A 23,007-nucleotide genomic window follows, 5' to 3' on the forward strand; every position below is an offset into this window, starting at 1 on the left:
GAAAATCACTACTTCTTTAGTTCATCAGGTATTGTTAGCGTATCTTTATCAAGCTCAGGTCGTGTTCCGCCCTTCTTCTTGTATTGCTTCATCTGAAATATATACGCTAAAATTTGTGCTACTGCAGCAAACAACCCATCAGGAATTTGCTGCTCCACTTCCGTCGAGTGATAAAGTGCACGAGCAAGCGGTGGCGCAGGTAAGATATCAATATTATGCTCACGAGCAATTTCTCGGATCTTCATTGCGATATGATCCACCCCTTTTGCAACCACAATTGGCGCGGAGTCTTTGCTTTGATCATAACGTAATGCCACAGAATAGTGCTCAGGGTTGGTAACAATAACGTCAGCTGATGGGACATCTGCCATCATTCTTCGTTGTGTCATTTCTCGTTGAAGCATACGGATACGCCCTTTTACTTCAGGCTTACCCTCTGTTTCTTTATATTCGTCTTTAATTTCTTGTTTAGTCATTTTCAATTGATTGGCGTGTTGCCAAATTTGAAATGGAATATCAATCGCCACCACTATCAATAATGTACAACTGATCAATAAGATAAAGTTTAATAGAATATCCAAAGAGTGAAAAATATTGGCTGGATAAGTATCTAGACTTAACTGGAAAAGATCCGCTTTACTTTTATCTATCAGATAAAACGCTGTTCCCCCTACTAAAGAGACTTTTAATATCGACTTTAAAAGCTCAACCCAACTTTGCATACCAAACATACGTTTAATACCAGACATAGGGTTCATTTTTGAGGGTTTTGGCATCGCAGCTTCTGCCGAAAAACTGATCCCACCAAGCCCTGCAGCTCCAAGCAAAGCAGCAACAAATAGCGTAATAAGGATTAAGAAAACAGGGAATACAAGTGCAATTAAGGCACCGCCAACAATTTCTAATAATTTATTGGTGTCATAAATCTCTTCTCGTGAAATAGAAAAGAAACGTTCCATTATAGAAAATAATGCTTTGGCTACATCTTCACCAAACCACATTAATGCAACTGAACCACATACCAATACAGATACCGACGCCAACTCTTTTGACCTTGCAACCTGCCCTTTGTCTTTGGCCTGTTGCAAGCGTTTGGCCGTGGCGTCTTCCGTGCGTTCTTGACCGTCACTTTCAGCCATAGCTGACCTCCATACTCTTAATTATAACCATTAACAGTCTAGCCTAATCAAACTACAGATCTGCTCTTCAGCACGGATCCAGTGCAATTCATAATGATTAAATAAGCCAAGTATAATGTAAGACGTTAGTAATAAACCGACGAGTAGTGCAAAAGCAAAACCTAATGAAAATATATTTAGTTGCGGCGCGGCACGAGTCATTACACCAAAGGATAAGTTTACGGTTAATAGGGCAATAATGGCAGATAAAGACATACTGAGGCCCGCTTTCATCATGATCCCAAGCCAACTAGCCAGAGATTGATAATCTACACTTGTGAGTTTTCCAACACCAACCGGTAGCGTAGTAAAACTTATCACTGCAAAGTTAATCATTTTTAAGTGTCCATCGGTTGCTAAAAAAAATAGAATCGATAAAAACATGAATAACTGGCCTAATAACGGTGTATTCTGACCATTCGCGGGGTCAACCATGGAGGCAAAGCCTAAGCTCGATTGCATACCAATAATTTGACCTAGTAATACAAAAGTTTGAGTAACAAAGACAGTTACCATTCCCATTGCAACACCAATAATTATCTGCTCTGCTGTAGTCATAAAACCTTGAAATGACATTAGCTTAATTTCTGGGGGCATTGCTGGGATCATAGGCATCACAGCAAAAGTGATACTTAATCCTAAATAGAGCCGAATTCTAGGCGAAACAAATCGAGCCCCAAATACTGACATCACCATTAGCATGGCGGAGATGCGCGTATAAGGCCAAAAATAGGTCGCAATAAAATCTAATACTATTTGAGTTGGGTATTCCATAATGTCAATTCATGGGTTTTAATAAAGTATTGTCGGCATTCGAGCGATAATCTCATAAAAATATTCCATTAACATTCGAGTCATCCAATGCCCGAACAGCATCAATGCCAATAGTGTTACGATTAAACGCGGTAAAAAGCTTAACGTTTGTTCATTGATAGAAGTTGCGGCTTGAAAAACGGCAACCACTAAACCAATTAATAGACTCGGTATGATAATGGCACACACCATGATAAGTACCATGTAGAGTGCACCACGAAATATCTCAATCGCCATTTCAGGGGTCATATTCGTGCTCCTACGTACTAAAACTGCCAGCAAGTGTTGAAAGTATTAAATTCCAACCATCAACCAATACAAACAACATCAGCTTAAATGGCAATGAAACAATCATTGGTGAAAGCATCATCATACCCATGGCCATCAAAACAGATGCCACAACCAAGTCAATAATGAGGAAAGGCAAGAAAAGCATAAAGCCAATCTGGAACGCTGTTTTCAATTCAGAGGTAATGAACGCGGGAATAACCACTGTAATAGGCACATCTTCAGGGTTATCAACTTCTACCCCAGACATATTTACAAAGGTTTCTAAGTCTTTCACTCGCGTTTGCGCCAGCATAAACTCTTTCATTGGGATTTGAGCGCTATCAAATGCTTCACGTGCGGTAATGTCTTCATTGATATAAGGTTGAATGGCCGTTTCGTTCACCTTATCAAACACGGGAGCCATGATAAAAAAGGTTAAAAACATCGCAATACCAATAATCACTTGGTTTGAAGGCGTTTGTTGTAAACCCATGGCTTGTCGTAATATCGACATGACTACAACAATACGAGTAAATGAGGTCATCAAAATAACCATTGCTGGCAAAAAGCCCAACATGGTCATTAACGCCAGTATTTGAAGATTTACTGAATAATCTTCACCGCCACTGGCATTGCTTGTCATAGTAAACGCAGGAATACCACCACCAGAGCTGCTACCTTGAGCAATGGTTTTAGCTGCACCCGAATCTTTTTCCATCGCCGTCACAGTCATGCTTTCACCACTGGCTGCGGTAGCTGGGATGGCGCTTGCTAAATCATCTACCGCCCACGCAGAAGATGCCATGAATAAGAGTGAAAAAACCGCCAAAGTGGCGGCAATTAAATTAGTTTTTAGCATCTTTTTTCATCAGTTGGCTTAGTTGTGCAGAGAATGGCGCTAGTTTGCTCTCGCTGATTTCCAGCGGTTTCTCGAGCTTACTCAGCATATTGATATTTTGAGAAGTAATCCCGATAAGGAATTGCTCTTCTCCAACTTGAACTACAGCAATACGCTCTTTAGTTCCTACTGGCAGTTGTTTAACAATACTCATCGCACTGCCTGAACCACCAACCACACCAGGTACTCTCATTCGCTTTAATAGCCATGCAAAAAATAGAATTAATGCGATGACAAAAACAAGTGACCCTAAAGTGGCCGCTAAATCTACATTAGCTGAACCTGCGGCAAATAAAGGAAAGGGCATCAATGCCAATAACCATAGCTGTTTCATACCCTTCCTTTTATTTAATATTGCTTAATTAGCGTAGTTTTTTAATGCGCTCAGTTTGGCTGATAACGTCAGTTAAACGAATACCAAACTTGTCATTTACGACAACCACTTCACCATGAGCGATAAGTGTGCCATTAACCATAACATCTAGTGATTCACCAGCGATACGGTCAAGTTCAACCACAGAACCTTGGTTAAGTTGTAATAAATTACGAATACTAATATGTGAACGCCCTACTTCCATAGAGATAGTCACTGGAATATCTAAAATAGTATCAAGCTTACGACGTTCATCTTCATTGAACGATGGTTCTTTCGCTTCTAAATCATCCAAAGGTGCTGCTACTGCCTGAGCATCAGCACTTTCACTTAGTGCAGCTGCCCATTCGTCAGCCATCTGTTGTTCATTTGAATCCATGATCCATTACCTTCTCTATTTCTTATTCGTCGTCATCTAGATCAAATAATACGTCTTTACCTAAGAAGGCTAAATCCGTCTTCACCATATCTGGACGTTTAATTTTTTCAGTGATCTGTACTGCTAATTTGTCGTTAGATTTTCCAACTTTACCGCGGTAAGTTGGTAATTCCTCGACAAATACAGTCGCAGCTTCAGGCATTTCAACCGGAATAATATCACCTGCTTCTAAATCCATTAGATCGCGCAATGAAATTTTGCTTTCTAATAGATTAACTTTCATTTCAACTGGAATATCCATGATCTCATCGCGAAGTGCTTTACTCCAACGAACATCAGTGTCCATCTTGTCACTTTGAACACCTGCATCAAGTAATTCACGGATAGGTTCAACCATTGAGTATGGGAAAACAACGTGGAAATCACCGCCGCCGCCATCAACTTCAATATGGAATGAGCTCACAACAATCACTTCTGTTGGGCTCACTATATTCGCCATGGTTGGGTTAACTTCTGAGTCTAAATACTCAAATTCAACCCCCATTACTGGTGACCATGCTTCTTTATAATCTTCGAAGATTACTTTTAATAGTAGCTGAATAATTCGACGCTCTGTTGGCGTAAATTCTCTACCTTCAATCTTAGCGTGGAAGCGTCCGTCACCACCGAAGAAGTTTTCAACCAAAATAAAGACTAAACGCGCTTCCATCGTAACTAAAGCCGTTCCTTTCAATGGACGAAAACGCACCATATTCAAACTGGTAGGTACATATAGTGTATTTTGATATTCACCAAACTTCACCATTGATACGCCATTAATTGATACTTCAGCGGTTTTTCTTAGCATATTAAACAGGCTAATACGCATATGGCGCGCAAAGCGTTCGTTGATCAATTCCAGTGTTGGCATTCGACCACGAACGATTCGGTCTTGTGATGAGAAATCAAAGTTCTTCATTGAACCTACATTTTCATCACTACCGACAACTTCATCTTCAACGTCATCTACACCGTGGAGTAGAGCATCAATTTCATCTTGGGATAATAGATCTGTCACATTTAACCTATTGCATTACAAAGTCAGTAAATAATACTTTTTCTATTACAGGTTTCGCTGTAATTTTAGTAAAGGCATCTTGAATATCTCGTGTCGCCTGTTCACGTAGTTCTATTCGTCCACGAGGCTCTCTTAATTGCTCAACAGTCGCAGCAGCAAATGTTGACAGTAAAGCGCTTTCAACTAAAGGCGTATGTTGCTGTGCAATGGCTTCATTATCAGTACCTCGCATCATCACTTGTACTTTCAATTGAACTAATCGGTCACGTTTATCACCCGTGACATTAAAAATAAAAGGTTGAGGCAGGTTTAAATATAGCGCCGGCATTTTCGCTTCTAATGCAGCAATATCTTGCTCTGTAGGTTCTGCTGCTGGCTCACCAGATAAAAAGAACCAAGCTGCTGCACCACCGCCACTCAGTAATAATACAATCAATGCGATGATAATGATCAGTTTCTTCTTATTTTTAGGCGCGTCACCTTGCTCTGCCATTGTACTTCCTCTTAGGTAAATCGTTAATTATTATTCTAAAATCACGGCCGATAATGGCGTAGCATAAAGTTTATGCGTAAAAACTGATGCCATCATTAGGTTTTGATACTTGCACACTGACTTCATGCTCTTCAGAAGACGCTTCACTAAAACCAGAACCTTGACGAGAAGACTCTTCTTTTTGATAACCATACTGTGAAGAATCACCTGAACTTTGCTGCTGTACTGAAGTATCGGCTAATTGAATACCTTGTTGAGCAAACATTTCTCGTAGACGAGGTAAACTTTGTTCTATCGCATCACGAGCTTGTTGGTTTGACACGGTAAATTGAACCCCTGCACTATCAGCGCCCATGTTTAGGCGAATATGCATGCGTCCCATTTCTGGCGGATCAAGACGAATATCAACATGCTTTAAGTTTTTCGCCATCATCATATTGATTCGTTCAGCCACTTCATCGCTAACTTGTTCTTGGCGAATGTTCAATGGCGCCGTTGCTGGATCCGTTTTCTGAGCGGCTGCCGCTTGCTGTGTCGCCGTGGTTCCAGATGCTGTTGCTAGTTGTTGAATAAAAGAGTCTGCTGTTTTTGATTCCGTTAAACTTACCGTTTCACCATTAGTAACGGCAGTCATACCCAATGCTGATATATCCATTTTGGCTTTTTGTGCATCGGCTAATTTACCTGATTCGGCTTCTGCCTTGCCAATAAGAGCCGTTGCTGTTAACAACTCTTTAGTTGATTCTTTATTTCCTGAGGCTTCACCTTTGGTTTGAGTTTCCTCATTAGCTACTTTGGATTGTTGCCCCCATTGGATCTCTTTTACAGGATCTGATTCATCTCCTGTTGTTTTACTGCTTTCCTTTCCTGTAACTACAGCAACACTTGCTTGAGTCATTACCAACTCTGATTCTTGTTGCTCTGTTTCTTCGCCAGTATTTTCGGCTGACTTATCACTCTCTTTCTTTAACGTGCCATTAGCTTGGTCAAGGCGAGATAATAACTCAGAGCCTTCACCTACTTTATCTTCGACCGTATCTTCTTTTGTTACTTCAGCGTCTGATTTTTCTTTTTTTCCAGTTAAAACGACCTCATTTGCTGCAGTTTTCTCTTCTGCCGCTACTTTTTTGGCGTCTTCTTTTTCACTCAATCCCATCAACTCTTTTAGCTCTTCAACAAAGCCTTCAGATTCAGTTTTGTCTGCGGCAGCCGTTTTGGTATCAGGCTTTACAGGCACATTTTTATTGATACTGTTTAATGATAGGTCATGACTGCTCATAGTATATTCTCTACATTGAGTGTGGATTTTTTGACAAGAGCAATAGTAGCTCAACGTTTGATATTTTAAAGCAAATATTAAGCCACTTTTAAAAATAGTCCGTATTTATAGATGATGAGCAGATAAGATGATCACTAAGGTTTAGAGCGACGAGCAAATTGTAGGGTCGAAAATTCATCCATCATATTTTGCTCTTGTTTATCGAGCATTTTTTGACGTTCTGTTTTCTTTTTATCAATCATCCACTCATACGATCGGCGTTGTTTTCGCGTTTCTTGCCAATAGGTTTGACAATTATCCACTTGAGATGTGAAATGCGACTCTGCACTTTTTTGCTTCGTTAGGGTTTCATCTAATTGAACTAAAAATTTATTCAAATGACTGTATTGGCTGGCAGTTAACCCTTGCTGGCCACGCTGCAACAACTGATTACAGTAATCAAGACGATACTTTTCAATCTGCTTTACTTGTTCATAGAAGTTATCAAGCTCTGCTTTAGCGCTGTTTAATGCCATCACAGCTTGATTCTCTCTTTCTTGAGATTGCTCTAATAAAAAATCAAAGGTAGTACTCATGAGTTTTCCTTTTTTTCGTCCTTTGTATATTCATTAGCCACCTAACAACATCTTAAGCATATTCTTACACATGTCATACGGTACTGTTTCTTTCATGCGCTGTTGTAGATACTCATCTAAGCGTGGTTTTAAAGTAAAGGCTTGATCTATTGCAGGATCTGTTCCTGGTTTATAAGCACCAATGGAAACAAGATCTTGATTCTTTCTACAAATTGAAAGAACTTGTCTTACCGCTTTCGACATTAACATATGCTCTTCGTCGGTAATTTGTGGCATCACACGACTGACCGATTTTTCAACATCAATTGCTGGGTAATGCCCCGCATCTGCCATTTCACGTGATAGAACAATATGCCCATCCAAAATTGCTCGTGATGCATCAGCGATTGGATCTTGTAAGTCATCCCCTTCAGTTAATACTGTAAAGAAAGCCGTAATAGATCCTTGATTTTCATTACCGTTACCAGCTCGTTCAACTAAGGCTGGAAGTTTTGCAAATACAGAAGGCGGATAACCTTTTGTCGCTGGTGGCTCACCAACAGATAGCGCAATTTCACGTTGAGCCTGAGCAAAACGCGTTAATGAATCCATTAATAATAAAACATCTAAGCCTTGATCACGGAAATATTCGGCAATTGTTAATGCCGTTTGACACCCCTTTAAACGCATTAATGCTGATGAATCGGCAGGAGCGGCAACAACAACAGAACGTTGGCGACCTTCAGGACCTAAGATTTCTTCAATGAACTCTTTTACTTCTCGGCCACGCTCACCAATCAGTCCAACCACAACTACTTGAGCGGTAGTACCACGAGTCATCATCCCTAGTGTTACTGATTTACCTACACCTGAACCAGCAAATAAACCTAAACGCTGCCCTTTACCGACAGTGAGTAGTCCATTGATCGCTTTTAAGCCAACATCAAGAGGTTCTGTAATTGGCTTTCGTGCTAATGGATTGATTGGCTCAGAAGTAAAGGAGGCGGTTTTTTCAGTATATAACTCGCCAAGTCCATCAATCGGATTACCCACCCCATCAACGACTCGTCCTAACAATTCCATACCAACAGGAATACCGCTGCCACCAACGATAGGCGTCACTTTCGCCCCAGGAAGCACCCCTGAAACTTGCTCATTAGGCATTAAAAATAGATTTTCACCTGAGAAACCAACAACTTCTGCTTCAATCTCACCATTAATGGTTTCAACTAAGCATGAGCTGCCAATAGGAGCTCGACAACCTGTTGCTTCTAAGGTTAAACCAACAACTCGCACTAACTTGCCAGAAGCGATCGCTCGCGTTGTTAGTCCCGTTGTCTTATATTGAGAAAGGCGTTCAGACAATGAAAGCATTTACTGATTTCCTTGATGACGATTTACACCACAAAACTTAGCTAATACGCTTTTAATACGCTCTTCAAGTAAGTAACTCACTTTAGAATCAGACGCTTGAATTGTAATATCACCAATATTCATTGATGGTTCAGAGGTTAATGTCCACTGTTTCTGCGCTAACGTTTCTTCACCATAAGCTTCAACGACACGCTGGTGATCATCTGGGTGAAGTGAAATACTGATTTCACGCTCGGTAATCGGTAACGTTTCAACAGACTCTCTAACTGTATCAAGTAATACTTGTGGGTTGGTTTTAACCTCTACATGGATCACTTCTTTTGTCAGAGCTAATACCATATCAATCAATTGTTTTTCAACTTGTGAATCCATTAATTCTAATGGTGCAGCAAACTTATCTGCCATCTCAATTAACTGTTTAATTCGCTCTTCTATTTCAGCTTGTCCTGAAGCAATACCTTCATCATAACCGGCCTGATAGCCTTCAGGTTTACCCGCATCAAAGCCTTCTGTTTGACCTTTTTCTAATCCTTCTTTGTAGCCAAACTCTTGCCCTTGCATCAAGCCTTCATTATAAGCACCTTGTTTGATCTGCTCGATAATTTCATCGGTAAGAACAAACTCTTCAGGCTCTTCTTCTTTGGGAATTGATGGGGTCCAGCTAGGATCATAATTTAAAGCAGTTTCACGGGCTGGTTTATCTGGGTCAGAATAATCAGGCGACTCCCAAATATTGGTTTTTTGTAGTTCGCTCTCATCGGTAATGCGAATAAAGCCACGTTTTTTGCTGATACTCATGATGATAACCCGTAAAAATAAGATGATTAGAATGCATAACGGCCATTCCAATCATTGAAATAGCCGTTTAATTATAACTTAAAGAACTGACAACGTATTATACGAATTCGTCTGCGCCACCCGAAAGCATTAGATCACCAGAATCTGCCATTCGACGTGCCACTGCCAGAATTTCTTTCTGTGCAGCTTCAACATCAGCAACTCGTACTGGGCCCATTGCTTCAAGATCATCACGCATAAGTTCCGCAGCACGTTTTGACATACACTTAAACATTTTCTCTTTAAGTGCATCATCTGCGCCTTTAAGTGCTTTTTGCAACACTTCTTGCGGAACATCACGCAATAGCATTTGAATACCTTGGTCTTGTACATCGATAAGGTTTTCAAACACGAACATAAGATCTTGGATTTGAGTTGCAGTCTCTTCATCTTGGTCGCGAATTTGATCCATCAACATACCTTCGATACTGTTATCTAGGTAGTTCATGATTTCAGCCGCCGCTTTCAAGCCACCAATTTTCGCCGCTTGCGCACCAGATTGACCCGCAAATTGTTTCTCCATGATTTCATTCAGTTCAGCAAGTGCTGATGGCTGTACTTCTTCAAGGTGTGCAATACGCATCATAAGATCAAGACGTACACGCTCAGGGAACTGAGATAAAATTTCCGCTGATTGGTCAGGATCTAGATAAGATAATACAATGGTTTGGATCTGTGGATGCTCATTCATGATGATGCTTGCCACTTGACGTGGGTCCATCCATTTCAATGAATCTAAACCTTTAGAACCGCTTCCTAGTAGAATTTGATCTACTAGATTGTTTGCTTTATCTTCACCAAGCGCTGCGACTAATGCATTACGCATAAAGTCTTCACTGCCCATACCAATACTAGTGTACTTCTGAATATCTTCTAAGAAAGCACGGTGAATCGCTGACACTTTTATCTGATTTAAATCAGATACAGTTGCCATTGCTGCACCGACTTTTTGAACCTGTTTAGGCTCTAAATGACGAATAATACTTGCAGCATCCTCTTCACTTAAACTCAGTAATAATATAGCGGCACGTTCAGATCCTGATAACGAAGAGAGATCAAACTCAGGAGCTTCTTCATCTTTCTTTTCTGCTTCTACGATGTCATTAGCCATTTTCAGATACCCAATTTTGAACTACTTGTGCTGCCAATTCTGGTTCATTTGCTACCAGCGCTCGAACTGCTTTCAATAAGTCTTCGTCTTTATGTAAATTAGGAAGATCGATACCTGAACCAAATTCAAATCCATCACCATCCAAATCACTACCGATTAAGCCCATCTCACCTTCAGCACCTTCACCTTTGGCAATGGCATCATCTTCAGCTTGATTAGGGAACAGCAATTTATTCATTGCTGGTCGAACAAGGATAAGCAGTACGGCAATAATTACAATCGCTCCGGCTAACCACTTAATCCAATCGTTAAAGTTTGGATGTTCCCAAATTGGCACATCAATCATTATTGGTTGTTCTTCAATGGCAAACTTAACGCCTAGTACGTTTAATAAATCACCACGTTGCTCGTTTAAGCCAACACTACCAATAATTATTTGACGAATTGTTTCAATTTGTTCTGCTGATACAGGCGTATAAGTTACTTCACCAGTTTCAGGATTCACACTTTGACGCTCTTTTACTGCAACTGAAACTGTTTGACGAGCAACCGTTCCCGTTTGTTTACGCTCATGACTAATTGTAGTATCTAGCTCAAAGTTACGTGTCGCTTCTTTATGAACAGAGCCTTGACCTAATACCGAGCCATCTTTAAGTTCAGCAATATCTTGAGGGATAGCTGAATCTACAGGAGGCTGATTACTTAATGCACCAGGAACACCCGCAATCACATTACCGTTATTATAATCTTCTAATGTGTACTCACTTCGTGTTGATGGTGTCTGTGGATCAAATTGCTTACGTGTTTGCTCAACCGCACTAAAGTCCATAGATACATCAACTTGAGCTGTGTAATTACCTAGCCCTAAAATAGGGATAAGAATTGCATCAATTTTATCGCGTAGTGATTGTTCTTGCTTACGCTCTAATTCTTGCTCTTTACGATGAGCTGTTGCCATTGGATCTTGTGTACCAGAGCTCAATAAGCGACCATGTTGATCTGTCACCGTAACACGCGTTGGTTTCATTCCTGGAACCGCACTTGCTACCATATCGACAATTGAATCAACTTCTTCTTGCTTTAGATTTGCTCCCATACGCATTGTTAAGAATACCGTTGCCGATGCTTCTTGGTTATGACGTACAAAAACACTTTGTTTTGGCATCGCTAATAATACTTGAGCTTTGCGTATTGGACGCATTTGTTCAAACGTACTGGCTAATTGACGTTCGCGACTTAGTTTTAGACGTTCTTGCTCTAAACGTTGTGAAACCCCAAATCCCATATCTTGCAGTAAGATATCATCGCCTTCAGCTTCTGTTCGATTTAAACCAGCTCGAGAAAGATTAAGTTTCATTTTACTGAATTCAGACGCTGGAACTAAAATGGTATTACCATCCAGTTTATATTCTGATTTCTGCGCATCAAGATGATCGAGAACTTGGATAAGCTCGTCGGTTTCATACACACCAAGAGGTCGCATTTCAGGTTCTTGAACCCAAAAGAAAAGCATAACAATTAATGCTACACAGATAGACACAGATAACACTAAAATCACTTGACGTAATAAATCAAGATTACCAAGAGCTGAATCTAACTTTGACGAACTTTGCTCATCAACATCTAAATTTTGACTATCAACAGAATTATCCAGTGCCATTGCACTTCCTGCTGACATCCCATCAGATACCGTTAAGTCTGTATTTTTGTTATCTTCTGACACGCTTTAATTCCTAGAAATTATACAGGCATATTCATGAGCGCTTTATAAGCATCAACAAGCTTATTACGCACTTGAATTGTGGCATCAAATGCAACACTTGATTTATTGCGCGCTATCATAACGTCAGATAATGAAACCCCTTCATCACCTCGGTCAAAACGTACAGCCAAATCACTTGATGCTTGTTGTAAGCCATTTACGTTATTTACTGCTTTTGCAAACATTGCACTGAAGTCCGCACCGACCTCTTTGCCTGTTGCTGGACGCGTTGTATTTGACGCGTCAAGCATCATTGCTTGCATTTCGTCTTGTAAACCACCAATCTTCATTTCTATTCTCCGACCCAGTCAACTAATTGACTTAATTTTACGACCCGAAGTATATAAAGCAATTTACATACCAAAATATCAATAACTATAAGTCACTGTTTTAACTTGGGATATCAATTCCAGCATCTCGCATTTTTGCAAGCTTATAGCGGAGTGTTCTAGGACTAATACCTAATTTATCTGCCACATCTTTACGCTTTCCGTCACACGCTTTTATCGTTTCAAGAATAATTATGTACTCTTGCTCACGTAATTCACCGCCTAGACCTGTTGATGAGCTAGGACTCTCTATATTGACACTTTCTGTGCCAGCGATTAATGGTTCATTTATTGACGGTACCTGTTGTTCTGGTTTGATCATTGGAGCTTCACCACTGACAACCCGTTGCAAACTGCTTGCATCAGCCCAATCGACACCTTCAAGTAAAACGTCGTCAGCCGTAATCAAATTTGATTCCGCTAAAATAAGCGCTCGTTGCACAACATTATCCAATTCACGAACGTTACCAGGCCAAGAATAGCTTTCTAATTTTATCGTTGCTTCCTCACTGATCTTTGGCACAGGCAGGCCTTGTTTTTGACAGTGACGTTCAATTAAGTGCTGGGCAATTGGAGCAATGTCTCCTTTACGCTCTTTTAACGCTGGCCACGCAATTGGGAATACGTTTAAACGATAATATAAATCTTCTCTGAAATTGCCTTCTTCTACGTATTTTTTCAAATCACGGTTACTTGTCGCCAAAATACGAACATCTAATTTGATGCTCTTGCGGCCACCTAAGCGCTCAACTTCACGCTCTTGTAATACACGCAATAGTTTCGCTTGTAGGTTAAGATCCATTTCACTGATTTCATCCAGTAAAATAGTGCCGCCTTGCGCTTGTTCAAATTTACCCGGACACGCTTGAACGGCACCTGTAAATGCGCCTTTTTCATAACCAAATAGAGTTGCTTCTAGCATATTATCAGGGATCGCTGCACAGTTAATTGCAACAAAAGGGCCTTCACTACGCTGTGAATTGTTATGAATATAACGAGACATCACTTCTTTGCCTGAACCACTAGGACCAAGCACCATCACGTTTGCGTCAGTTCGAGCCACTTTATCTGCCAATTTAAGTAATTTGAGACTTTTTTCATCAGCAACAATGGCATCGCCGGTTTGTTCATTTTTTACTGGAGCATAGCGACTTACCATGTTTAACAGCACTTCTGGCGCAAAAGGCTTAGCCATGTAATCTATTGCGCCTTCTTTCATTGCAGAAACCGCATCTTCAATATTGGCATACGCTGTCATTAGAAGAACCGGTAAATTTGGCCAATTTAATTTGATACTACGCAGTAATGCTAAACCGCCCATTCCAGCCATTTGAACATCTGAAACTACAATATCAACAGATTCTTTTTTCAAAATTAACAAAGCAGTTTCTGCACTATCTGCTTCAACCCATTCATAACCAGCTAATTCTAAGGTGTCGATCAACGCTTCGCGTAGGCCTTCATCATCTTCTACGATCAATACTTTACTTTGCGCCATGGTTATTCTCCAGATTCTGTTTGAGTTGCGGATTCAGCATAAGTTGCTGTTAGCGGGATCGACATGGTGAAGCACGCACCATCATCCGGTTCTGAATACAATTCAAGTTGCCCTTTATGTGCTCGGCATACCATTTGTACAACCGCTAAACCAAGGCCTGTACCTTGAGAGCGCGTTGTAAAAAATGGTTCCATTATTTTATCTTGCAGTTCCAACGGAATACCGGGGCCGTTATCTTGCACCGATATTTTTAAAAATCCATTTACAGGCCTGAAAAATACATCAATTTGACACTCTTTTCCTACTGCCTGAATCGCATTCATAATCAAGTTGCTAATCGCACTGGCAATAGCATTTGCGTTACCCATTAGGATAGTATCTTCATCTTCGATCTCTAAGTGATAGTCAACTTGATTCGACTGCAAAGCGGTTTCAACCATAGGTCGATATTCAGCAACAAGATCACTGATCGTAAACGGTTTAACGACTTTATTATCACCACCTTTCGCAAAAAGCAGCATATCATTCACTTGTTTTTCAAGATCATGAAGACGATCTACTAATTTAGTTTGAAAACGTTTATGTGTTGCAGCAGGAAGGTTAGGTGACCCCAAATTAGAAGCGTACAACATGGCACTTGATAGAGGAGTTCTTACTTGATGGGCAAGGGAGGCCACCATTTTTCCTAATGAGGATAAGCGCTGTAATCCACTCACTCGAGCCTGTAATAAGCGGGTCTCTGTAAGATCGGTAATAAGAATCAATTGACCCGTTTCAGAGGCTGAGATAGCTAAACGGACTTTACGACCGTTACGCAATGAGATCTCATGCCCGTCATCTTCTCTAGGATCAAATGAACGTTGAATCACCTCAAACCAACGCTCGCCAAGTAATGGTGGCCCTAGTAATTTTATCGCTTCTGGATTGACTTCACACACCACGCCTTGGGTATCCAGTAATATCACACCTGCAGGCATTACATCGAGCACTTGCTTATAACGCGTATTCTGTTCTTCTACTGTACCAAGAGGTGAATTAATTTCATCCTCAGAATTACCATGCATAATTTTATTCCCGCCAAAACAACAAAAGGGCTAATGCATTTTACATGCCAGCCCTTTTATTTCTTACTTTCAATAACTTACAAGTTACATTCAAGTTTGACGAGTCAATTATTTGTCATTCTAGAATTAACGAATATCATCTTTATTCAGATTATATTTACGCATTTTCTCTACTAATGTGGTTCTGCGCATTCCCAGCATATCTGCGGCACGTGCAACGACACCATTTTGAGCTTCCAGTGCTTGGCAAATCATATTCACTTCAACATCAGCCAGCATTTCTTTAAGGTTTAAACCATCTTCAGGTAAATCATTTGCTGACGGACCAAAGCTTTGTGCTGATTGCTGAGGCACACCACCATCATTGAAATTAGAGAACATATCAGCCAACGCTGCTTGCTCTTGCTCTTCAATTGTCTGTTGATTATTGTTCTCTGGTTGAAATTCAGGAATATCACTGTAACGATATTTCGTTGGCAGATGATTCACATCCACAGACTCTCCAGGGAACAAAATCATCAAGCGCTCAATAAGATTCGCTAACTCACGAACATTACCAGGCCAATGATGCTCCATTAACGAATTAACCGCACGAGGAGTTAAACGAACACGGGCACTGCCTTCCGCTTCCATTCTTGCTAGTAGCTCTTGCAATAATAGAGGAATATCTTGCTTACGCTCACGCAACGCTGGCATTTCGATTGGGAACACATTCAAACGATAATATAAATCTTCACGGAATGTTGATTTGTCAATCATGTCATCAAGATTACGGTGTGTTGCCGCTACGATACGAACGTCTGCTTTAATGCTTTGATTTCCACCAACACGTTCAAAACAACGTTCTTGTAATACGCGTAATAACTTCACCTGCATTGACATTGGCATATCACCAATTTCATCTAAGAAAAGCGTACCACCCTGTGCCAATTCAAATCGACCTTTACGTGCCGTAATTGCACCGGTAAAAGCCCCTTTTTCATGACCAAAAAGCTCACTTTCAAGAAGATCAGGAGGAATAGCACCACAGTTAACAGGAACAAACGGACCTTTACGACGAGGTGAATGATAGTGAAGATTTCGAGCAACGACTTCTTTACCTGTACCTGACTCGCCTAATACAAGAACACTGGCTTCAGTGCCTGAAACTTGTTCAATTAAGTGACGTACTGTGCTGATAGCTGAACTTTGCCCAACCATACTGCGAAATAAGGTGTTTTTTCGACCAAGGTGTGGAATACCAAGACCACGGCGCCCCATAAATTCTTGACAGTGACGTAATGCATCCGTTAATTGAGGATAATTAACCGGCTGGCTTAATTCCCCTACGTAATTCGTCAGATCGTCAAGATCATGCTTTGCCCCCGCAAGCATAATCACTGGGATGTGATTATTATTAACTAACGATTGTTTAATAAGGTCTTTATTTGATCCACTAGAAATCTGCCCTAAAAAACATGCACTCCAAGGATCACTCCACTCAAAAGTAGACAATTCTGAACTTGAAATGGCATGACAATGCTCACCGATAAACTCAAGAATTACCTTAAGATTATGTCGATTCTGCTCATCATCTTCAATAATTAGTGTCTTTGCTAAACCGTGCATAGAGGTGATATGTGCCTTAATTCTTTGATTTAATTGGCCAATTCATTGAACAACAACGAAATTATAGGCCTATTTTATAGCATAAGAAAAATAAGGCAACCATGACTGCCAATAAAACGACAGCCATACCGTAAATGAGAGGTTAGTATAAAAATCAGAAAAAGTAACTTGATTTATAAAACTATTTGATTAAATACCAACTTGATCAGCGGTAAGGTTGTGAAACTCCGCTGGGATTTGATCCCATGCCGATTTAATTTCACGTAACATATCAACCACATCATCAATCGGTTGAGGTTCATTGTTTTGATTTGCGTGTGAAATTTGACGGATCATAAAGTCATACAAAGAATCAAGATTGCTTGCGATATCACCACCATCATCCATTGAAAGGCAAGTACGTAGACTAATCACGATATCTAATGCTTTACCAAGACGTTCGCCCTTTACAGCTGTATTTCCTTGCTGCATAGCTGCTTTACCTTGGATTAATCGCTCAATAGCACCAGCCATTAGCATTTGAATTACCTTATGAGGTGATGCAGCACTTAATTGGCTATCAATTGATACCTTCTTATATGCTTGTAGTGAACCTCTCATCGTATTTCCTCAGTTTTATTGAAATTTTCTATATAGCTGAACCGATTTTTTTGCATGGTTCAACTTTTGATAATCTAAAGCAAATTGCTGCCCTAATTGATTCATGTCATCAACAATTAATTGGGTTCTAGCAATTGCGGCTTGCCATTCAGTGGAATGCACTATTTCTGACACCTGCATACACTGATGCAAGAGTTGTTCCCGATTTGATAAAAAAGTCGCCAACAGTTCAAAATTAATATCATCGATTTGATATAGACTTTGTAACTCACGGTCTAATTTTTCTAATTGTTGTAATAACATCATCGAAAACACCTAATATATGGTTTTACTATTCTTTTAGCCTAATGCGTTCATCATGCCAGATAACTGAGCTTTCATTTTTCCTGTGACGTCTTGCATATTGGCAAATTTATTACGAGTACGCTCTTGCATGCTGTCCATTCGGCGATCTAAATCCACTTGCTGATCATTTAAACGATAATTTTGATCTCGCATAGTATTCATTCGAGTACGAATAGGACCAGTCACTCCTGTCATACTTTGAATAACATCTTCTATTTTTTTAGCAAACCCTTTCGAACCGCCAAAAAAAGTGTGCAATTGACCAAAGTTTTCATTCAATTGACGATCGAGCATTGTGTGGTTTATTTCTAACGTTCCCTGGCGAGTCGTCGAAATACCTAATTCTATAAGCGTTTTCACATCTTTTGGAGCGGATTCCACAGGTGCCACAAAAGCGGATTTCAAACGCGATTCAGCAGAACGAACGACACTATCTCCAGCTAATGGGCCACTTTGCCCTGTCGCAGGATCAAAACCACTCAGTGCTTGAGTCGTTTCATAAAACTGATTATAGGTAGCAACAAATTGTTCAATCGCAGCTTTTACACCATCCCTATCAAACTGCACATCTAAATCGATACGCTTGCTGTTCTCAGTTGTTGTGCCTTTTAGCGTGATATCAACGCCATGAACAGCATCTTGAATCACATTAGTATCACTGCTTATTCTAGCCACACCATCAAGAACCACTTTAGCACTGCTCGCAGTTTGAACTTCTTGAAGACCTGAATATAAAGGCTTACGTGGAGCTTCAGGCTTAATCGCTTCTACGACTTTTTCTATCGGTTCTAATTTTTCTTTCGCTATTTCTTTGATCGTTGGCGGCAGCTGTTCAATCTTTTCTTTTGCTATATCAACAAGTTCTTTTTTAGGTGCAACTTGAGGGGCTTCATAAGTGATACCTGCAGATTGAAATACAGTATCTGGAGTTTGACCTATTTCAGCTAACGCTTCTGCCGCCGATTGATCACCCTGTTTTGCCGCTTTAGCTAATTCTACTTTTTCATCTTCGCTTGGTAGCGCTGCTTGTAATGTACCAGCGGTACGCTCACTCCAGCCAGACATGCCTGATGTTGGGTCTGTTGGATCTTCAAGTGTAGATAATGCAGCCGTTGCCTCTTGTTGAACTAAAATCTCTTTTGCCGCTTTTTCTTCACGCGCAAGTTCTCTATTAGCAACATCAATTAAAGGTTTAAAGTAAGCGTATTTTTCTTCATCACTTAATTCTGGAATTTGTTCTTGAGTTAGAGGAGCTCCAACTTGTTGAGCGGCAATCTCAGGCGTATTTTGATAATTAAGAAGTGTTGGTATATCAAACTTTGTTGATACTGATGAATCAAAATTTGGATTGAACGCGAGACGATGTAGCTGATCATTATATTCTGCATCAACTTCAATTTTAACTTTATGACTTTCGCCAGGCTTATCTGAGGCGAGAATAAGACGTGATCCGCCATCGTCTTTAACGATAGAGGCTTGTACGCCAGGATTTGATGGCGCACCGTTGATCTGCTTTAACAAATCGGTAACTTTGTTATTTTTACCAATAATTTCAATAGTGAACTCTTTATCACCTAATGAAATATCAAGCTTGCCAGGACCAAATTTAGCATCATCACGAATTGGCGATGATGCTAATTTTTGTGCTTGAGCTAATTGTAAAACATCAATTGTGTATCGACCGGCCAAGGCTTCAGGTGTTGCTGTAGCACTCACCACGGCATCATCACTACTTGAAATCGTTCGTGATGCAAACGTATCTTCTTGACGAAACGTCGACATTAAGTTTTTCATGGTATCTAACGATTCTTGCAGACGGCCGTAACCACTGATATTCATATCTATATCTGAGCGCTCACGGTCAATGCGCTGCTGCTTTGGTAAGCGCTCGCTTTCAACTATTTTGCTCACCATAGAATTAATATCTAGGCCACCACCCATCCCCATCGGGCTCATACTCATGAAGCTCTTTCCTCAATTAACGTTTTATATCCTCTCAGCTATCAATCCAGAAGCACTGGCAGCTAATTCTCTAGCAACTTCCAACATTTTTTCATCAGGGATCTGACGGATGATATCACCTGAGCTAACCTCAATGACGGTAATAACCTGCCGCCCTGATTCTTCATCTAGGTGAAATGATAATCCTCGATCCATGCTTTTAACGTATTCATTCAGCTCTTTTACTGCTTTATGAAGTTCTTCTTTCTTTTTCGTTTCAAGCTTTTGTTCTGCTTCTACCACTATAGCTTGGCTTTGCGTCATTGTTTCTGACGGTTCAGTGTTTGCTGTTTTATTTACGGTATTCACAGATAATGTTGGCTGCACATTAGATCTAGCAATTTGCGTGCCGTTATTTGGGGATAGAGAGGACAGGATTGATGAAGATACAGATGATGGATTCATAGTATTTTCCTCCTAATACGAAAAAAGACAGCAGGAGAGCGGTCCGGCTGTCATATTTCAGTAAGTGGGTTGACGATGAAGCCGCCCACCTACCTATTTAAGTATTATCAATTAATCAGAGTGGATTAACGTAATAGACCTAGAGCAGCATTTGGCGCTTGCTTAGCTTGAGCTAAGATAGAAGAGCTTGCTTGCTGTAGGATTTGTGCTTTAGTCATTTCAGTTGTTTCTTTCGCGAAATCAACGTCTTTGATTTGGCTCTTAGCTGCAGAAACGTTTTCGTTAATGTTGTCTAAGTTGTTGATTGTGTGACCCATACGGTTTTGAGCTGCACCTAGCTCAGAACGGTGGCTATCAACAAATTTCATTGCTGCATCAACAACTGCGATTGCGTCTTGAGAACCAGCTACTGAAGTAACATCGATGTTACCAACAGTTTTTTGAGCTTGAATTGCATCAGACATACCAGTTTCGTTAGCTAGAGCGCCAGAGAATTCGATTTCGCCTTCAATAGTGCCTTTTGCTGCGAATACTTGCAGTTTACCGTCTTCACCAACAGAAGCGCTAACTTTGTCAGTTTGGCCGTTGATGTACGTTGCAACTTCTTCAATATCATCGCCAGCTTTAGCGTTGATTGAAACAGATTGCTCTTCACCAGACTTATCTGTGAAAGAGATTGTCATGTTTGCATCTTTACCAGCAGTCCAACCAGCAGCAACACCTTCTTTCGCAGTGAAAGATTGGCCACCCATGTTTGACTCATCTGCACGTAGGTTGTTCAGAGTAAGCATTACTGCCTCACCAGAATCAGCACCAACTTGGAAAGATTTAGTACCGAAGCTACCGTTTAGTAGACGAGTGCCACCAAAAGAAGTTGTTTCAGCGATACGGTTCATTTCATCAGAAAGAGCCGTTACTTCTTGTTGGATTGCGCTACGGTCAGCGTCAGTGTTTGAACCATTTGACGATTGCAGTGCAAGATCACGTACACGAGAAAGGATGTTTGAAGTCTCTTTCATTGCGCCTTCAGCTGTTTGCATCATAGAGATGCCGTCGTTTGCGTTACGAACCGCTACGTCTAGACCACGAGTTTGCGTGTTTAAACGGTTAGAGATTTGTAGGCCAGCAGCATCATCTTTAGCACTGTTGATCTTGTTGCCAGAAGATAGACGTTCCATTGATTGGTTAACGTCAGATGTTGCGCTGTTTAAATAACGCTGAGCTGTCATTGCTGATACGTTAGTATTTACTGTAATAGACATAAATAGATCTCCTAAGGGATAATGCAATGGCGGTGTGGTCTCATCCTCCGCACCAACCATCGTTTCTCACATATATTTAAAAGCATATCTCTATGTATTAAGTAGACTCTCACCTCTACAAAATACATCGCGAGATAGCCTAAGTTTAATTTTATAAAGTAAGTCAGACTCACTTATAACCTGTTGGGATAGAACTTTGCAGATAGCTTAGCTCTCATTCTCACAAGTGTTTACTATGCTGATTAGCCCAACAGGCCTAATGCTGCATTTGGTGCCTGCTTAGCTTGAGCAAGAATAGACGAGCTCGCTTGTTGCAGGATTTGAGATTTCGTCATAGCTGTCGTTTCTTTAGCAAAATCAACATCTTTGATTTGGCTGTTAGACGCATTCACGTTCTCATTAATATTTTCTAAGTTGTTAATGGCATGACCAAAACGGTTTTGGAAAGCACCTAAATCAGCACGATTTGAATCTACGTATTGCATTGCTGAGTCAAGAATTGCTACCGCTTTTTGTGAACCACCAACCGTTGTTACATCAATGCTTTTTACTGTATCAGTAACCTTGTTACCCATACCTAACTCGCTGCTTAATGCGCCACTGAATGCAATATCAGTTGCTTCAGCTGCTGCAAATACTTGCAGTTTACCTTCTTCTGTAACAGAGGCGTTTACGGCATCGCTTTGACCATTGATGTAAGTAGCTACTTCTTCAATGTCATCACCTGCTTTTGCATTGATTGTGATGTTTTGTTCTTGGCCATCTTTATCAACAAAATTCATTGTTAATTCAGTGTTTTCTGCACTTACTGACCAGTTTGCATCTTTGCCTTCCGTCGCAGAATAAGTGTGACCACCCATCGCTGTTGTATCAGAACGCATGTTATTCAGTGTTAGCATTACCGCTTCGCCTGAATCCGATCCAATTTGGAAAGACTTAGTTCCAAACTGGCCATTTAGTAGACGAGAGCCACCAAACGAGGTTGTTTCTGCAATACGGTTTAATTCGTCATTCAAAGCAACCACTTCTTCTTGAATCGCAGTACGGTCAGCTGTTGTGTTTGAACCGTTAGAAGATTGAAGTGATAAATCACGCATACGTTGAAGGATGTTCGTTGTTTCGTTCATCGCACCTTCAGCAGTTTGCGCCATTGAGATACCATCGTTTGCATTTCGAACTGCAACATCTAAGCCGCGAGTTTGAGAAGTAAGACGGTTTGAAATTTGTAGGCCAGCCGCATCGTCTTTTGCACTGTTAATTTTAAGACCTGAAGACAAACGCTCCATTGAGCTGTTTAGGTCGCTAGTTGCGTTGTTTAAGTAACGCTGTGCAGTCATTGCTGATACGTTTGTGTTTACATTGATAGCCATAATTTATTTCTCCACTTTGGTTCCGAATCACTCCGCTCCTGGACCGGAAACCGTATTAATCATCGTTTGATACTTAACTTAACGACCTTGTTTTAAATTACTTTAGAAAAACTTTTTATTTTTTTAAGTTTTTCTTTTGTAAGCATT

General features: G+C 40.5%; 24 protein-coding genes. All 24 read right to left on the minus strand.

Annotated features, from left to right (window positions below; translation table 11 throughout):
• Positions 1-8 precede the first annotated feature (8 nt).
• The 24 genes from flhB to AC2INI_RS10050 all read right to left on the minus strand — a co-directional run bounded on the left by flhB (position 9) and on the right by AC2INI_RS10050 (position 22,860).
• Positions 9-1,139: a flagellar biosynthesis protein FlhB gene (gene flhB / locus AC2INI_RS09935; RefSeq protein ID WP_122034127.1), complete on the minus strand. Its 1,131-nt coding sequence runs from the start codon at positions 1,137-1,139 to the stop codon at positions 9-11.
• A gap of 30 nt (positions 1,140-1,169) precedes the next feature.
• The gene (fliR, locus tag AC2INI_RS09940; protein WP_486304738.1) at positions 1,170-1,952 is read right to left on the minus strand and encodes a flagellar biosynthetic protein FliR; all 783 of its coding nucleotides are present in this window, start codon (positions 1,950-1,952) and stop codon (positions 1,170-1,172) included.
• 18 nt (positions 1,953-1,970) lie between these two features.
• On the minus strand, positions 1,971-2,240 hold the full coding sequence (fliQ, locus tag AC2INI_RS09945) for a flagellar biosynthesis protein FliQ (protein ID WP_122034131.1): 270 nt from the start codon (positions 2,238-2,240) through the stop codon (positions 1,971-1,973).
• Positions 2,241-2,250: 10 nt separating this feature from the next.
• Positions 2,251-3,120, minus strand: coding sequence for a flagellar type III secretion system pore protein FliP (gene fliP, locus AC2INI_RS09950; RefSeq protein ID WP_122034133.1), 870 nt, complete (start codon positions 3,118-3,120; stop codon positions 2,251-2,253).
• Positions 3,107-3,493, minus strand: coding sequence for a flagellar biosynthetic protein FliO (gene fliO / locus AC2INI_RS09955; protein WP_122034136.1), 387 nt, complete (start codon positions 3,491-3,493; stop codon positions 3,107-3,109). The genes fliP and fliO overlap by 14 nt, the downstream gene beginning before the upstream one ends.
• A 28-nt stretch (positions 3,494-3,521) precedes the next feature.
• Positions 3,522-3,911, minus strand: coding sequence for a flagellar motor switch protein FliN (gene fliN, locus AC2INI_RS09960; protein WP_122034138.1), 390 nt, complete (start codon positions 3,909-3,911; stop codon positions 3,522-3,524).
• A gap of 22 nt (positions 3,912-3,933) precedes the next feature.
• A complete protein-coding gene (fliM, locus tag AC2INI_RS09965) occupies positions 3,934-4,968 on the minus strand; it encodes a flagellar motor switch protein FliM (RefSeq protein WP_122034140.1) in 1,035 nt (344 codons plus the stop codon).
• A gap of 7 nt (positions 4,969-4,975) precedes the next feature.
• Positions 4,976-5,461: a flagellar basal body-associated protein FliL gene (gene fliL / locus AC2INI_RS09970; protein WP_122034142.1), complete on the minus strand. Its 486-nt coding sequence runs from the start codon at positions 5,459-5,461 to the stop codon at positions 4,976-4,978.
• A gap of 70 nt (positions 5,462-5,531) precedes the next feature.
• Entirely contained in the window at positions 5,532-6,740 is a 1,209-nt protein-coding gene (locus tag AC2INI_RS09975) for a flagellar hook-length control protein FliK (protein ID WP_486304739.1), read from the minus strand.
• A 134-nt stretch (positions 6,741-6,874) separates the two neighbouring features.
• Positions 6,875-7,315: a flagellar export protein FliJ gene (gene fliJ / locus AC2INI_RS09980; protein WP_486304740.1), complete on the minus strand. Its 441-nt coding sequence runs from the start codon at positions 7,313-7,315 to the stop codon at positions 6,875-6,877.
• 33 nt (positions 7,316-7,348) lie between these two features.
• Positions 7,349-8,668: a flagellar protein export ATPase FliI gene (fliI, locus tag AC2INI_RS09985; RefSeq protein ID WP_122034149.1), complete on the minus strand. Its 1,320-nt coding sequence runs from the start codon at positions 8,666-8,668 to the stop codon at positions 7,349-7,351.
• Complete coding sequence (gene fliH, locus AC2INI_RS09990; RefSeq protein ID WP_486304741.1) at positions 8,669-9,466, minus strand: flagellar assembly protein FliH; 798 nt, start codon at positions 9,464-9,466, stop codon at positions 8,669-8,671.
• A 97-nt stretch (positions 9,467-9,563) separates the two neighbouring features.
• Positions 9,564-10,616 (minus strand): flagellar motor switch protein FliG, encoded by a 1,053-nt coding sequence (gene fliG / locus AC2INI_RS09995; RefSeq protein WP_122034153.1) that lies wholly within the window; start codon positions 10,614-10,616, stop codon positions 9,564-9,566.
• The gene (gene fliF / locus AC2INI_RS10000; protein WP_122034156.1) at positions 10,609-12,339 is read right to left on the minus strand and encodes a flagellar basal-body MS-ring/collar protein FliF; all 1,731 of its coding nucleotides are present in this window, start codon (positions 12,337-12,339) and stop codon (positions 10,609-10,611) included. The genes fliG and fliF overlap by 8 nt, the downstream gene beginning before the upstream one ends.
• Positions 12,340-12,356: 17 nt before the next feature.
• Positions 12,357-12,668 (minus strand): flagellar hook-basal body complex protein FliE, encoded by a 312-nt coding sequence (fliE, locus tag AC2INI_RS10005; protein ID WP_060991566.1) that lies wholly within the window; start codon positions 12,666-12,668, stop codon positions 12,357-12,359.
• A 100-nt stretch (positions 12,669-12,768) separates the two neighbouring features.
• Entirely contained in the window at positions 12,769-14,205 is a 1,437-nt protein-coding gene (locus tag AC2INI_RS10010; RefSeq protein WP_486304742.1) for a sigma-54-dependent transcriptional regulator, read from the minus strand.
• A gap of 2 nt (positions 14,206-14,207) precedes the next feature.
• Positions 14,208-15,269 carry a sensor histidine kinase gene (locus AC2INI_RS10015; RefSeq protein WP_486304743.1) on the minus strand — a complete coding sequence of 354 codons (1,062 nt, stop codon included), beginning with the start codon at positions 15,267-15,269 and terminating at the stop codon, positions 14,208-14,210.
• Positions 15,270-15,395: 126 nt separating this feature from the next.
• Positions 15,396-16,877: a sigma-54 dependent transcriptional regulator gene (locus AC2INI_RS10020; RefSeq protein ID WP_122034162.1), complete on the minus strand. Its 1,482-nt coding sequence runs from the start codon at positions 16,875-16,877 to the stop codon at positions 15,396-15,398.
• A 189-nt stretch (positions 16,878-17,066) separates the two neighbouring features.
• Complete coding sequence (fliS, locus tag AC2INI_RS10025) at positions 17,067-17,477, minus strand: flagellar export chaperone FliS (protein WP_122034165.1); 411 nt, start codon at positions 17,475-17,477, stop codon at positions 17,067-17,069.
• 15 nt (positions 17,478-17,492) lie between these two features.
• Positions 17,493-17,783 (minus strand): hypothetical protein, encoded by a 291-nt coding sequence (locus AC2INI_RS10030; RefSeq protein WP_486304744.1) that lies wholly within the window; start codon positions 17,781-17,783, stop codon positions 17,493-17,495.
• Positions 17,784-17,816: 33 nt separating this feature from the next.
• A complete protein-coding gene (gene fliD, locus AC2INI_RS10035; protein WP_486304745.1) occupies positions 17,817-19,784 on the minus strand; it encodes a flagellar filament capping protein FliD in 1,968 nt (655 codons plus the stop codon).
• Between the two features lie 24 nt (positions 19,785-19,808).
• Positions 19,809-20,228 (minus strand): flagellar protein FlaG, encoded by a 420-nt coding sequence (locus AC2INI_RS10040; protein WP_486304746.1) that lies wholly within the window; start codon positions 20,226-20,228, stop codon positions 19,809-19,811.
• A 125-nt stretch (positions 20,229-20,353) separates the two neighbouring features.
• A complete protein-coding gene (locus AC2INI_RS10045; RefSeq protein ID WP_122034172.1) occupies positions 20,354-21,490 on the minus strand; it encodes a flagellin in 1,137 nt (378 codons plus the stop codon).
• 242 nt (positions 21,491-21,732) lie between these two features.
• Positions 21,733-22,860: a flagellin gene (locus AC2INI_RS10050; RefSeq protein ID WP_122034174.1), complete on the minus strand. Its 1,128-nt coding sequence runs from the start codon at positions 22,858-22,860 to the stop codon at positions 21,733-21,735.
• Positions 22,861-23,007 lie beyond the last annotated feature (147 nt).

The sequence above is a fragment of the Aliivibrio friggae genome (assembly GCF_057368515.1).

What these genes read in the sequence shown, in the direction of transcription:
- flhB (WP_122034127.1), bottom strand. Translation starts at nt 1,139, where the DNA reads ATGGCTGAAAGTGACGGTCAAGAACGCACGGAAGACGCCACGGCCAAA.
- fliR (WP_486304738.1), bottom strand. Translation starts at nt 1,952, where the DNA reads ATGGAATACCCAACTCAAATAGTATTAGATTTTATTGCGACCTATTTT.
- fliQ (WP_122034131.1), bottom strand. Translation starts at nt 2,240, where the DNA reads ATGACCCCTGAAATGGCGATTGAGATATTTCGTGGTGCACTCTACATG.
- fliP (WP_122034133.1), bottom strand. Translation starts at nt 3,120, where the DNA reads ATGCTAAAAACTAATTTAATTGCCGCCACTTTGGCGGTTTTTTCACTC.
- fliO (WP_122034136.1), bottom strand. Translation starts at nt 3,493, where the DNA reads ATGAAACAGCTATGGTTATTGGCATTGATGCCCTTTCCTTTATTTGCC.
- fliN (WP_122034138.1), bottom strand. Translation starts at nt 3,911, where the DNA reads ATGGATTCAAATGAACAACAGATGGCTGACGAATGGGCAGCTGCACTA.
- fliL (WP_122034142.1), bottom strand. Translation starts at nt 5,461, where the DNA reads ATGGCAGAGCAAGGTGACGCGCCTAAAAATAAGAAGAAACTGATCATT.
- AC2INI_RS09975 (WP_486304739.1), bottom strand. Translation starts at nt 6,740, where the DNA reads ATGAGCAGTCATGACCTATCATTAAACAGTATCAATAAAAATGTGCCT.
- fliJ (WP_486304740.1), bottom strand. Translation starts at nt 7,315, where the DNA reads ATGAGTACTACCTTTGATTTTTTATTAGAGCAATCTCAAGAAAGAGAG.
- fliI (WP_122034149.1), bottom strand. Translation starts at nt 8,668, where the DNA reads ATGCTTTCATTGTCTGAACGCCTTTCTCAATATAAGACAACGGGACTA.
- fliH (WP_486304741.1), bottom strand. Translation starts at nt 9,466, where the DNA reads ATGAGTATCAGCAAAAAACGTGGCTTTATTCGCATTACCGATGAGAGC.
- fliG (WP_122034153.1), bottom strand. Translation starts at nt 10,616, where the DNA reads ATGGCTAATGACATCGTAGAAGCAGAAAAGAAAGATGAAGAAGCTCCT.
- fliE (WP_060991566.1), bottom strand. Translation starts at nt 12,668, where the DNA reads ATGAAGATTGGTGGTTTACAAGACGAAATGCAAGCAATGATGCTTGAC.
- AC2INI_RS10010 (WP_486304742.1), bottom strand. Translation starts at nt 14,205, where the DNA reads ATGGCGCAAAGTAAAGTATTGATCGTAGAAGATGATGAAGGCCTACGC.
- AC2INI_RS10015 (WP_486304743.1), bottom strand. Translation starts at nt 15,269, where the DNA reads ATGCATGGTAATTCTGAGGATGAAATTAATTCACCTCTTGGTACAGTA.
- AC2INI_RS10020 (WP_122034162.1), bottom strand. Translation starts at nt 16,877, where the DNA reads ATGCACGGTTTAGCAAAGACACTAATTATTGAAGATGATGAGCAGAAT.
- fliS (WP_122034165.1), bottom strand. Translation starts at nt 17,477, where the DNA reads ATGAGAGGTTCACTACAAGCATATAAGAAGGTATCAATTGATAGCCAA.
- AC2INI_RS10030 (WP_486304744.1), bottom strand. Translation starts at nt 17,783, where the DNA reads ATGATGTTATTACAACAATTAGAAAAATTAGACCGTGAGTTACAAAGT.
- fliD (WP_486304745.1), bottom strand. Translation starts at nt 19,784, where the DNA reads ATGAGTATGAGCCCGATGGGGATGGGTGGTGGCCTAGATATTAATTCT.
- AC2INI_RS10040 (WP_486304746.1), bottom strand. Translation starts at nt 20,228, where the DNA reads ATGAATCCATCATCTGTATCTTCATCAATCCTGTCCTCTCTATCCCCA.
- AC2INI_RS10045 (WP_122034172.1), bottom strand. Translation starts at nt 21,490, where the DNA reads ATGTCTATTACAGTAAATACTAACGTATCAGCAATGACAGCTCAGCGT.
- AC2INI_RS10050 (WP_122034174.1), bottom strand. Translation starts at nt 22,860, where the DNA reads ATGGCTATCAATGTAAACACAAACGTATCAGCAATGACTGCACAGCGT.